The sequence below is a fragment of the Kineosporia mesophila genome, from assembly GCF_021129235.1.
Classification (GTDB): domain Bacteria; phylum Actinomycetota; class Actinomycetes; order Actinomycetales; family Kineosporiaceae; genus Kineosporia; species Kineosporia mesophila.
Genome location: NZ_JAJOMA010000006.1, coordinates 136447 through 149179, shown reverse-complemented (window position 1 = coordinate 149179; position 12733 = coordinate 136447). Strand labels below are relative to the sequence as shown.

Genomic DNA, 12733 nt, shown 5'->3' with positions numbered 1-12733 from the left:
GACAACTTTGTGGATGGGGCGTTCGGTTTCCGGTTTGTCCACAGGCAGTATCAACAGGGCTGCGCTTTTGATCCCACGCCTCCGACCGGCCAAAACGTCGATATTTTCGAGCGCCGTTCGGGCTTCAGAGGGATGTGCTGACACCCCGTGGACAACCTGTTTGCACTCGAGTGGATAACCCCAAAGCATGCGCCGTGAATATTTCCGTGGATGAAGGGCCGTTTTCTGGGGAGAACCTGTGGACAGTTGTGGGTGATCGGTGGATAACCGTGGACAACCCTGTGGGTGTCTCTCGGTTTGTCCACCGACTCTCCACCGAACCGGCAAATTCATCCACTGTCCATTAACAGGCTTCCAAGCCTGCGACCTGCAAAAACAAGGGTTATGCACAGAATCCACAAGCGTTACTACAAACACCAAACTGTTTGCTCGAGGAAATGGATGATCCACCAACATTTGGCTTGGACGATCGAGCGGGGCTTGCCCGGCCTGTGGGTTGTGGGGAAGCTCAGGTGTTCGAACATATGTTCTACGAACAAGTGTTCGAATAACTCGTCGGGGCCGCAAGTGCTCATCGGCCAGCGGTCGCCGCTGCCCGACCGCCGGCCTCCGTGCGGTCTTGCATCGCTACGGGCCTTCGCGAGAGGCCGGCGCTCGGGTCGATGGACGAAGCCTTCATGGCGGGCAGAGTGGTCCGGAGATTGGTCGTCGCGAGATTGGTCGTCGCGAGGTGGGTCGTCGCGAGGTGGGTCGCCCCTAGGTGGGTCACCCAAGTGATCGCCCGGGAGCGGATCGTCGGGCCAGATTTTCGGCGGAGCGGATTGCCCGGAGCCGGGACCCACGAGATCTGGAGCCGGAACCCACGAGATCTGGAACGGATTGTGGGGCTGCGGATCAGCGGGCAATCAATCCGCGGGCCGGCCGATCTGAGGATCGGCGACCTTCGGCCCGACATCGGGCGAGCGCTCTGAACTCGAAGTAGCGATGAACTCGAAGTGGCGATCTGAACCCGAAGTGCAGCCAGGCCAGTCCCGGAGCAGTCCGGCGGATCAACGCTTCGGCGAGGGGCAGCGGCGCCGAAGCGGAGCTGGTCCGCCGACCGCGAGCCGGCGTCCACGCGATCAATCGTGGAACTCCCACCGCCGTGGAACTCCCACCGCCCGCGACACACACACCGTTCCCCACCTCAAGCCCTCAGCTGCCCCCAGGAAGCCCCGAGCCGTCCGGAACGCCCCCCGAGGGCACCCGAACGTCCGCCATGTCCCCCAGGGGCCCATCAGGCCTCGGCCCAGCCGTCCGCTGCCGACCACAACCGCCCCACCGCCGCCCGCGACCCGCCGATCGAATTCCCCCCGCCTCGCCAACTCGCGTAGTGTCGGCGGGCAAGAACCACACATCGCCCAGCCCGGGCTCGCGTGTGCGTCGTCCGACAGTCATCGGCCAGTTGTGGAGGGGTTACCCGTGAAATTCCGGGTTGAGCGCGACGCGCTGGCGGACGCAGTTGCCTGGGCGGCCCGGGCGCTGCCCAGCCGACCTCCGGTCCCGGTCCTCGCAGGTCTCCTGCTCGAGGCGGACGAGGTTGGAGTGCTGCGGCTTTCGAGCTTCGACTACGAGGTCTCGGCGCGCGTCGAGGTGCCGGCCGAGGTGATCGACGCCGGTACGGCGCTGGTCTCCGGCAAGCTGCTGGCCGACATCTCCCGGTCGCTCCCGTCCAAGCCGGTCGACGTGACCACGGACGGTTCCAAGGTCTCGGTCACCTGTGGGTCGGGTCGCTTCACGCTTCTGACCATGCCGGTGGAGGAGTACCCCACCCTTCCGGTCATGCCGGACGCATCAGGTACGGTCGCGGGCGACATCTTCACCCAGGCGGTGGGGCAGGTCAGCATCGCAGCCAGCCGGGACGAGACGCTCCCGATCCTCACCGGTATCCGGTGCGAGATCGAGGGCGACCAGATCACGCTGCTGGCGACGGACCGGTATCGGCTCGCGATGCGTACTTTGCCCTGGCATCCTGGCGACCCCGGTCAGAGCAGCGTCGCCCTGGTCCGGGCACGCACCCTTTCCGACGTCGCGAAGGCCCTCGGCACCAGTGCCGATGTCACCCTCGCTCTCACCACCGGCGGAGCAACCGAGATGATCGGTTTCGAGGCCGGCGGTCGCCGCACCACCTCATTGCTGGTGGAAGGCGACTACCCCAAGGTCCGCGCCCTGTTCCCCGACACGGTGGCGACATATGCGCTGGTGGGTACGCAGGCTCTGACAGATGCAGTGAAACGTGTCGCGTTGGTTGCGGAACGGAACACTCCGGTCCGACTCACCTTCACGGAGGGCCTGCTCACGCTGGAAGCCGGGCAAGGAGAAGATGCTCAGGCATCGGAGGCAGTTGAGTCGACGCTAGTTGGTGACGAACTCTCTATTGCCTTCAACCCGCAGTTCCTGCTCGACGGCCTCGGGGCACTGAACTCGCCCCTGGTCCGCCTGTCATTCACTCAGCCCACCAAGCCCGCGGTGCTGTCGCCGCAAACCGATCCGGAAGGGTCGGACGACAGCAGCTATCGGTACCTGTTGATGCCGGTGCGAATCGCGGGCTGAGCCCGAAGGGAAACACCCCGTGCACATCGGAATGATCGGCCTCGGCCGCATGGGCGGCAACATGTACAAGCGCCTGAGCGAGGCCGGCATCAAGGTGACCGGTTTCGACCGGAACCCGGACGCCAGCGACGTCGCCTCGGTCGAAGAGCTGGTCGCCGCTCTGCCTGCACCGCGCATCGTCTGGGTCATGGTGCCCTCCGGTGAGATCACCCGTGGCGCCGTGGAGGAGCTGGGCAACCTGCTCGAGCCCGGCGACCTGGTCATCGAGGGTGGTAACTCGCGCTTCAGCGACGACATCATCCACGCCAAGGAACTGGCCGAGAAGGGCATCGAGTACGTCGACTGTGGCGTCTCCGGTGGTGTCTGGGGCCTGAAGAACGGCTACGGCCTGATGGTCGGCGGTGATGCCAAGAACGTCGAGCGCGCCATGCCGATCTTCGACGCGCTGCGCCCCGAGGGCCCGCGCGAAGAGGGCTTCGTGCACGCCGGTGAGATCGGCGCCGGTCACTACGCGAAGATGGTCCACAACGGTATCGAATACGGCCTGATGCAGGCCTACGCCGAGGGCTACGAGCTGCTCGCCGCCAAGGACATCGTCAAGGACGTCACCGGGAGCTTCAAGGCCTGGACCCGCGGCACCGTCGTTCGTTCCTGGCTCCTCGACCTCCTGGTCAAGGGCCTCGAGGAAGACCCGGGCTTCTCGCAGATCACCGGCTACGTCAACGACTCCGGTGAGGGTCGCTGGACGATCGAAGAGTGCATCGCCAACGCCGTTCCGGCGCCGGTCATGACCGCCGCCCTGTACTCGCGGTTCACGAGCCGCCAGGACGACTCCCCGGCGATGAAGGCCGTTGCCGCGCTGCGTAACCAGTTCGGTGGTCACGCCACCACCGCGAAGGCCGCCGCGGACGCGGGCCCGACCTCGGGTACCGGTTCCACCCAGAACTGAAGAAGTAGAACGCCAGGTCAGGGCTTGGTACTCCAGCACAAAGCCTGACCCGGACCGACGAACCGCCGGCCGCCCATCCCGGGCGACCGGCGGTTCGGCCGTGTAAGCCCGGGACCAGACCGGGACCACACCGCAAAGATCGGTTGGACTCGGACCGCCGATCAGGACGACCATGGACGATTGACCGTGCGGGACCGAACGAGCCCCGCAGATCGACCCGCATCGAACCGACCTGCTGACCCGAGACCGGAGACCGATCCGCCCCGATGCACGTCACCCATGTCTCGTTGGCCGACTTCCGCTCCTACGAGAGCGCTGAGCTCCCGCTGGAGCCGGGGGTGACCGCGCTGGTCGGACCGAACGGCCAGGGCAAGACCAACTTGGTCGAGGCGATCGGTTACGTGGCATCGCACTCCAGCCACCGCGTCAGCTCGGACGCGCCCCTGGTGAGAGCCGGTACCCAGAGGGCCGTGGTCCGCGTCGCCATTCAGCGCGACGAGCGCAAGGCCATGGTCGAACTCGAGATCGTGCCCGGCGGCAGCAATCGCGCCCGCATCAACCGGTCACCGGTCACCCGGGCCCGCGACGCGCTCGGCATGCTGCGCACCGTGCTCTTCGCCCCCGAAGACCTGGCCATCGTCAAGGGCGATCCGGACGGCCGGCGCCGGTTCATGGACGACCTGCTGGTGCTGCGCGCACCGCGGTTCGCCGGCACCCGGTCCGACTACGAAAAGGTGCTGCGCCAGCGCAATGCCCTGCTGAAGGCGGCGGGCAAGGCCAGGCGCGCGGGCCGCAAGCCCGACCTCAGCACCCTCGACGTCTGGAACACCCATCTCTCCACCGTCGGCGCCGACCTGCTGTTCGGCCGGCTCTACCTGGTGCGGGCCCTGACCCCGCTGGTCGCGGCGGCCTACGAACAGGTCAGCCTCGGGCAGGGCACGGCAACTCTCACCTATCGCAGCACTCTGGGTGAGGACATCGGCGGCCCCGTGGCCGACGTCCCCACCCAGTACGACGTTCCCAACCGCGAGATCCTGCGTGAGCGCATGCTCAAGGCGATGGAGGAACAGCGCACCGCCGAACTGGATCGCGGCACCAGCCTGGTCGGACCGCACCGCGACGAGCTGCTGCTCACCCTCGGCGGCCTGCCGGCCAAGGGATACGCCAGTCACGGGGAGTCCTGGTCGTTCGCGCTCGCCCTGCGCCTCAGCTCGTACGAACTGCTGCGCGGTGACGGCGACGAGTCCGCCGAACCCGTCCTGATCCTCGACGACGTGTTCGCCGAACTCGACGCCAGCCGACGGGAACGCCTGGCCGAGCTGGTGTCGGGCGCCGAGCAGGTGCTGGTCACGGCGGCAGTGGCCGAAGACGTCCCGAAAGCCCTCACCGGGGGACGCGTGGACGTGACGAAGGGGTCGGTGACACGTGTCCGGTAGATCCGGTGGCGGGCCGAGCAGAGCACAGGGTGGGCGCGCAACCGGCCCCGGCAACAACTCGGCCACGAACAAAGAACAGCCTTTATCCACAACTTCCCCACACCTTGTGGGAAACGCCGGTGAAGCTGGGGATGACCTGGCCCGGAACCCCGCCACCACTGTGGATAACCATGTGGATTCCGATTCGCGTTCGGTTGTGGACAGGGGTCGCGGGGGCACCCCTTCGAAGGCCGGACAATCCGGTGTCGCCGCAGGTCAAAGCGCGATCGAAAATCCACAGGGGGATGTGGACAGTGGCGCCGACGCGGTGCGCGCAGCGCTCGGAAGAGCACGCGCTGCCGCCGCCGCCCGTGGGGACAAACCCGGGATCCCTGGTCGCATCGGAGCCGCAGCGCTCGCGCGCCAGCGCCGCGACGGCGCCAATACCCGGTCCGGAGCACATCCGGACGCCCGCGATCCACAGGGCATCGACTCGGTGATGGGCCGGCTGATCGCCGAGCGCGGCTGGACCGAGACCGTGGCCATCGGGGGTGTGCTCGGCCGGTGGAACCAGATCGTCGGTGCGGACGTCGCCGGGCACTGTCAGCCGATCAGCTTTGTGGACGGGGTGCTCACCGTGGGTGCCGACTCCTCGGCCTGGGCGACTCAGGTCAGGCTGCTCTCGGCGAACCTGCTCGGGCTGCTGGCCCGGGAGGTGGGAGAGGGCACTGTGACCCGGATCGTGGTGCGCGGCCCCTCGGCCCCCTCGTGGAAACACGGCCCCCGCGTCGCCCCCGGCTCGAAAGGCCCGGGCGACACCTACGGGTGACACTTATGGGCGGATCGAAGCGTCACAGATCGTTCATATCGGTCCAGTGGGGCAGGTCGCGGAGGGTTGCGCAGCGGCGCGCCTGAGTGGCGCTGAGGTCGAACAGTCCGCCCCGAGACGTATCGGGAGTCACGAAGGGGCGGGTTGATGCGGCAGAGATGTGCTCGGAGCCCTCAGGGAGGCAGATACATGCCTGGTTTGGGCCCACTGATGAGCGAATCTGGGGCAGGACCAGATATGATGGGGGCGTTCGGCGGCGCCGGGGGATCCGCACTCAGCGGGTCACCCTCGGGCCCGTACCGTCGGCCGCGCTGACGAGAGTCACCGGCCCTTGAAGCTTCAGGAGTCCCCCCACTCGTGGCCGAACAGACGATACCGAGCGCCCCTGAGTCCCCCACCGTCGAATCGGCCGGAGCCGAAGGAGTCGCTTACGACGCCAGCGCCATCACGGTGCTGGAAGGCCTCGAGGCCGTTCGCAAGCGTCCCGGCATGTACATCGGCTCCACCGGTGAGCGGGGTCTGCACCACCTGGTCTACGAGGTCGTGGACAACGCGGTGGACGAGGCAATGGCCGGTTACTGCGACAACATCGACGTGAAGATCCTGGCCGACGGCGGTGTCCGGGTCGTGGACAACGGCCGTGGCATCCCGGTCGACATCGTCGCCTCCGAAGGCAAGCCGGCCGTCGAGGTCGTGCTCACCGTGCTGCACGCCGGTGGCAAGTTCGGCGGCGGCGGATACTCCGTCTCCGGAGGTCTGCACGGCGTGGGTGTCTCCGTGGTCAACGCCCTCTCCCGCGAGCTGGACGTCGAGGTGCACCTGGGGGGCTCGGTCTACCGCCAGTCCTACGCGATCGGTGTGCCGCAGGCGCCGCTGGCCAAGGGCGAAGACATCCCGGAAGAAGACACCGGCACCACGGTCACCTTCTGGCCGAGCACCGAGATCTTCGAGACGGTCGACTTCGACTACGAGACGCTGCGCACCCGGTTCCAGCAGATGGCCTTCCTGAACAAGGGTCTTCGGCTCACGCTGACCGACGAGCGGCCGGAGCACGCCGACGAGAACGGCAAGCAGTTCTCGGTCTCGTACAAGTACGACGACGGCCTGATCGACTACGTCAAGCACCTGAACTCGTCCAAGAAGAACGAGAACATCAACCCTGACGTCATCTACCTCGAGGCCGAGGACCAGGACAAGGGCCTCGCGCTCGAACTGGCGATGCAGTGGACGACCGCGTACTCGGAGAGCGTCCACACCTACGCCAACGCGATCAACACGCACGAGGGCGGTACCCACGAAGAGGGTTTCCGCGCCGCGATGACGAACCTGATCAACGAGTACGCGCGGGCCAAGGGCCTGATCAAGGAGAAAGACCCGAACCTCGCCGGTGAGGACATCCGCGAGGGCCTCACCGCGGTCATCTCGGTCAAGCTGAAAGAGCCGCAGTTCGAGGGCCAGACCAAGACCAAGCTGGGCAACACCGAGGCGAAGACCTTCGTGCAGCGCGTGGTCCGTAACGAGCTCACCGACTGGCTGGACTCGCACCCGAACGACGCGCGTGACGTCATCCGCAAGTCGATCCAGGCGTCCGCCGCCCGGATGGCCGCGCGCAAGGCCCGCGAGGCCACCCGCCGCAAGGGCCTGCTCGGTGGTGGCGGCCTGCCCGGCAAGCTGTCGGACTGCCAGTCCACCAATCCCGCCGAGTGCGAGATCTTCATCGTCGAGGGTGACTCGGCCGGCGGCTCGGCCAAGAGCGGCCGCGACCCGCGCACCCAGGCCATCCTGCCCATCCGCGGCAAGATCCTGAACGTCGAGAAGGCGCGTATCGACAAGGTTCTCGCCAACCAGGAAGTGCAGGCGCTGATCAGCGCCTTCGGTACCGGCGTGAGCGACGACTTCGACCTGTCGAAGCTGCGCTATCACAAGATCGTGCTGATGGCCGACGCCGACGTCGACGGCCAGCACATCCGCACCCTGCTGCTGACCCTGCTGTTCCGCTTCATGCGGCCGCTGGTCGAGCACGGCCACGTCTACATCGCCCAGCCGCCGCTGTACAAGATCAAGTGGACGGGTAAGGGCAACGAGCCCGAGTACGCCTACTCCGACCGGGAGCGCGACGTCGTGCTCGCGGCGGGCCGTGAGCTGGGCCGGAAGCTGCCGAAGGACGACAGCGGCGTGCAGCGGTACAAGGGTCTGGGCGAGATGAACGCCAACGAGCTCTCCGAGACCACGATGGACATCAACCACCGTGTCCTGCTGCAGGTCACGATGGAAGATGCGGCGGCCGCCGACGAGATGTTCGCGATCCTCATGGGTGAAGACGTCGAGTCCCGGCGTTCATTCATCCAGCGGAACGCCAAAGACGTCCGCTTCCTCGACATCTGAGTTCGAACAAAGGACGACGTGGGCACCTGGGTGCCCACGTCGTCCTCAATCGAGAACTGGCGCTGCACAAGGGCGCTGATGAAAACAAAGGATCGATGTGACCGAGCAGCCGCCCGCAAGCCCCCCGTTGCCCGAACTACCCTCCCCCGGCCGCGTCGAGGCGATCGACCTGCAGCTGGAGATGCAGCGGTCGTACCTCGACTACGCGATGAGCGTCATCGTCGGGCGCGCCCTGCCCGACGTCCGGGACGGCCTGAAACCCGTTCACCGGCGCGTGATCTACGCGATGTACGACGGTGGGTTCCGGCCCGAGCGGAGCTACAACAAGTGCGCCCGCGTCGTCGGTGACGTGATGGGTCAGTACCACCCGCACGGTGACTCGGCGATCTACGACACCCTGGTGCGTCTCGCCCAGCCGTGGTCGCTGCGCTACCCGCTGGTCGACGGCCAGGGCAACTTCGGTTCCCCGGGTAACGACCCGGCGGCCGCCATGCGGTACACCGAGTGCCGGATGGCCGCGCTGGCCATGGAGATGGTCCGGGACATCGACAAGGACACCGTCGACTTCTCCCCGAACTACGACGGCAAGACGCAGGAACCCGACATCCTGCCCTCGCGTTTCCCGAACCTGCTGGTCAACGGCTCGGCCGGGATCGCGGTCGGTATGGCCACCAACATCCCCCCGCACAACCTGCGGGAGGTGGCCGAGGGCGCCCAGTGGCTGCTCGCCCACCCCGAGGCGACCGACGAGGAGCTGCTCAACCAGCTGCTCCTGAAGGTCAAGGGCCCGGACTTCCCGACCCACGGCCTGATCATGGGCACGCGGGGCATCGAAGACGCCTACCGCACCGGCCGTGGTTCGATCACGATGCGCGCGATCGTGACGGTCGAGGAGATCCAGAACCGCACCTGCCTGGTGATCACCGAGCTGCCCTACATGGTCAACCCGGACAACCTGAAGGTGAAGATCGCGGAGCTGGTCGACTCCGGCCGGATCCAGGGCATCGCCGACATGCGCGACGACACCTCCGGCAAGACCGGGCTGCGCATCGTGATCGTGCTCAAGCGCGACGCGGTGGCCAAGGTCGTGCTGAACAACCTCTACAAGCACACGCAGCTGCAGGACAACTTCAGCGCGAACATGCTCGCCCTGGTCGACGGCGTGCCCCGCACGCTCAGCCTGGACAAGTTCATGAAGCACTGGATGGACCACCAGGTCGAGGTCATCGTCCGGCGCACGCGTTACCTGCTGGCCGAGGCCGAGCGGCAGGCCCACATCTACCGCGGTCTGGTCAAGGCGCTCGACGCGCTCGACGAGGTGATCGCGCTGATCCGCGCGAGCGCCACGGTCGAGGACGCGCGGGGCGGCCTGATCGCGCTGCTGGACATCGACGAGGTCCAGGCCGACGCGATCCTGGTCATGCAGCTGCGCCGGCTGGCCGCTCTGGAACGTCAGAAGATCGTCGAGGAACTGGCCAAGCTGGAGATCCAGATCGCCGACCTCGAGGCGATCCTGGCCTCGCCGGAGCGTCAGCGTCAGATCATCTCCGAAGAGCTCCAGGAGATCGTCGACAAGTACGGCGACGTGCGGCGCACGCAGATCCTGCCCTTCGAGGGCGACATGAACGTGGAAGACCTCATCCCCGAGGAAGAGGTCGTCGTCACGATCACCCGGGGCGGCTACGCCAAGCGCACGCGGTCGGACGAGTACCGGGCCCAGCGTCGTGGTGGCAAAGGCAGCAAGGGCACGACGCTGCGCGGCGACGACGTGGTCGAGCACTTCTTCGTCACGTCGACGCACAACTGGCTGTTGTTCTTCACCAACTTGGGACGCGTCTACCGGGCGAAGGCGTACGAGCTGCCCGAGGGGCAGCGGGACGCCAAGGGGCAGCACGTGGCCAACCTGCTGGCGTTCCAGCCGGGTGAGCAGATCGCCCAGGTCCTGTATCTGCGGACCTACGAGGACGCGGACTTCCTGATCGTCGCCACCCGTGACGGTCTGGTGAAGAAGACGCGCCTGGCCGAGTACGACTCGAACCGGGCCGGCGGCGTCATTGCTGTGAATCTGCGGGAGGGGGACGAGCTGGTCTCCACCCGTCTGGTCGGGGCGAGCGACGACCTGCTGCTGGTGTCGCGCAAGGGCATGTCGGTGCGGTTCACGGCCGACGACACCGCGCTGCGGCCGATGGGGCGCGCCACCTCGGGCGTCACCGGAATGAAGTTCCGCGACGGCGACCAGTTGCTGTCGATGGACGTGGTGAAGGACGGCGCCGACGAGTACGTCTTCATCGTTACCGAAAATGGTTACGCGAAGCGCACTCCGGTTGACCAGTACCGGGTCCAGGGCCGTGGTGGCCTGGGTATCAAGGTGGCCAAGCTGACCGAGGAGCGCGGTGACCTGGTCGGCGCCATGATCGTCAGCGAGACCGACGAGGCCCTGATCGTCATGGAGCGCGGCAAGGTCGTGCGTTCCGCGGTCGCCGGGGTGCCGGCCAAGGGTCGCGACACCATGGGCGTCGTGTTCGCCAAGCCCGACAAGAACGACCGCATCATCGCGGTGGCCAAGAACACCGAGACCGCCGAACTCGAGGACGACGAAGAGGGCGTGGACGACGCGCCCTTGGGTGAAACTCCTGCGGTAGTGGCCGAATCGGCCACTGACCAGGCGGAATCGGATGAAACCGGCACTGCTGAGAGTGACGCGGACGGTTCCGAAGACTGATCGGTTGCCTCTTCTGGCCGTCTCGTGGGTAACAGATGACTCACGAGACGGCCGGAGTGACATGCCGTAGGGTCGGGACACGCAGTATCGAGCGCTAGGATCGGCCGAAACGGGTGTGCTTCATACCCATGTTCGGCACTGCCGATCAATTCATCTGACCAAATTATGACGGCGGGTACCGCCGACTGCTGAGCGTGGAGGTGAGACGTGAGTCCGGAGAAGGAAAACCGACCGGCGGGCACGTCAGCACCGAAACCGGGTGGGGGAGCATCACCGATGACGACCGACGCATCGCCCAGTGTCTCCGGCGGGGGTAAGCCCTCGTCTTCCGGAGGACCGGCGAAGGGACGACCCGCTGCTGGCAGCGGTCCCGCGCGTCCGGCCGGTAACGGTGGCGCCTCGTCCGGTTCGTCCAACGCCGCTCCCCGTCCGGCGAGCGGCACCCCTTCCCGTCCAGGGCAGTCGCCCCAGCCGGCTTCGTCCGGTCAGGCGCCGTCCCGGCCGCAGAACAACCAGCCGGGCGGTTCCCCCGCCCGTCCGGTGAGCAGCAACCCGCAGGCCCGTCAGGGTGCACCCGCGATCGGCAGCGGTTCGCCCGCGGCCAAGCGTCCCGCCGGGTCCCCGCCCCCCTCGGGTCAGCCGGGCAGCCGCCCGTCTTCCTCGGGTGACGCCACCCGCCCGGTGCCGCCGCCTGCGAGCAAGTCCGGCAGCCCGAGCAAGCCGGGAAGCCCGAGCGGCCCGAGCAGCCCCGCTGAGTCGGCCGCCGCGCGCGCCGTCGCCAACGGTGGCACCAACGCCCGCTCGAACGTCCCCAGCCGTCCCGGCCAGGGTGGTTCGCAGGGTTCCGGTAACGGCTCGAACGCACCCGCGGCCAAGTCGGCCGCCGCCCCGGCCGGCCTGAGGCCGTCGTCCGGTTCGGCTGCCCCGTCGGCCGCCCGCCCGGTGGCCAGCAACCCGCGTCCCGCCAGCTCACCGCGCCCGATGACGCAGCCCCGTTCCGGCGGCTCGGAAGACGGCTACAACGCTGCTGACCTGGACCGCTCGTCGTCCGCCGACGCCGATGCCCCGCGCGTCGCCCGTCTGACGGTTGCGAGCATCGATGTCTGGTCGGCGCTGAAGGTGTCGTTCCTGCTGTCGGTCGCTGCCGCGATCGCCCTGGTCATCGCCGTCTCCGTGCTGTGGATGGTGCTCAGCGCGATGGGCGTCTTCGACTCCCTGAACGAGATGCTGAACACCCTCGGTCTGGACTCGACCGACAAGGCGTTCGACATCTACGACTACGTCGGGTTCGGCAAGATCCTGTCCATCAGCATCGTGCTCGGTGCGGTCAACGCGTTCATCCTGACCGCGCTGTCCACCGTGGCCGTGCTGCTGTACAACCTCAGCTCCGGACTTGTCGGCGGTGTGCGAGTCACACTGTCCGACGACTGAGATACCGAGGGGGCCCGGTTTGGGAAGGCCGGGCCCCGTACGGTAATCTCTACGAGCGGTCGTCGCCACGGTGACGAACTCGCGGTTCGGGCCTATAGCTCAGTCGGTTAGAGCGCTTCCCTGATAAGGAAGAGGTCAGTGGTTCAAGTCCACTTAGGCCCACAGTAGAAAGTCCCACCGCCTGCTTGCGGTGGGACTTTCTGGTTTGGCGAAGAGACACCATCTCGTCGTCCGTGATCCATACGATCGGGGAAGATCTGTGCGCAGGAGCCGCACGAACCTTCCCCGATGCCGATCCTCGCCACCGCCTGGATCAGAGGTGGTTTCGTGCCTTCTCATCGCATCACGTTGATCGCCGCAGCGGGGCTCGCTGCATCGGGGTGGTGACGATCCCTGCCCTGGGGCCTGGG

Annotated in this window: 7 protein-coding genes and 1 tRNA gene; all 8 read left to right on the top strand. The window is 66.9% G+C overall.

Annotated features, from left to right (window positions below):
- Positions 1-1461: 1461 nt before the first annotated feature.
- The 8 genes from dnaN to LR393_RS10645 all read left to right on the top strand — a co-directional run bounded on the left by dnaN (position 1462) and on the right by LR393_RS10645 (position 12485).
- Positions 1462-2592, top strand: a complete 1131-nt coding sequence (gene dnaN / locus LR393_RS10680) for a DNA polymerase III subunit beta (RefSeq protein ID WP_345718678.1) — start codon at positions 1462-1464, stop codon at positions 2590-2592.
- 19 nt (positions 2593-2611) lie between these two features.
- Entirely contained in the window at positions 2612-3541 is a 930-nt protein-coding gene (gnd, locus tag LR393_RS10675) for a phosphogluconate dehydrogenase (NAD(+)-dependent, decarboxylating) (RefSeq protein WP_231483623.1), read from the top strand.
- 266 nt (positions 3542-3807) lie between these two features.
- The gene (gene recF / locus LR393_RS10670) at positions 3808-4977 is read left to right on the top strand and encodes a DNA replication/repair protein RecF (RefSeq protein WP_231483606.1); all 1170 of its coding nucleotides are present in this window, start codon (positions 3808-3810) and stop codon (positions 4975-4977) included.
- Between the two features lie 286 nt (positions 4978-5263).
- Positions 5264-5785, top strand: a complete 522-nt coding sequence (locus LR393_RS36295) for a DUF721 domain-containing protein (protein WP_231483599.1) — start codon at positions 5264-5266, stop codon at positions 5783-5785.
- 357 nt (positions 5786-6142) lie between these two features.
- On the top strand, positions 6143-8170 hold the full coding sequence (gene gyrB / locus LR393_RS10660) for a DNA topoisomerase (ATP-hydrolyzing) subunit B (RefSeq protein ID WP_407937304.1): 2028 nt from the start codon (positions 6143-6145) through the stop codon (positions 8168-8170).
- A 97-nt stretch (positions 8171-8267) separates the two neighbouring features.
- The gene (gene gyrA / locus LR393_RS10655) at positions 8268-10892 is read left to right on the top strand and encodes a DNA gyrase subunit A (protein WP_231483597.1); all 2625 of its coding nucleotides are present in this window, start codon (positions 8268-8270) and stop codon (positions 10890-10892) included.
- A gap of 276 nt (positions 10893-11168) precedes the next feature.
- Positions 11169-12323: a DUF3566 domain-containing protein gene (locus LR393_RS10650; RefSeq protein ID WP_231483590.1), complete on the top strand. Its 1155-nt coding sequence runs from the start codon at positions 11169-11171 to the stop codon at positions 12321-12323.
- Between the two features lie 88 nt (positions 12324-12411).
- A tRNA-Ile gene (locus LR393_RS10645) sits at positions 12412-12485 on the top strand.
- Positions 12486-12733: the final 248 nt, after the last annotated feature.

Coding starts and splice junctions, on each gene's coding strand:
- recF (WP_231483606.1), top strand. CDS start 3,808: ATGCACGTCACCCATGTCTCGTTGGCCGACTTCCGCTCCTACGAGAGC.
- LR393_RS10650 (WP_231483590.1), top strand. CDS start 11,169: ATGACGACCGACGCATCGCCCAGTGTCTCCGGCGGGGGTAAGCCCTCG.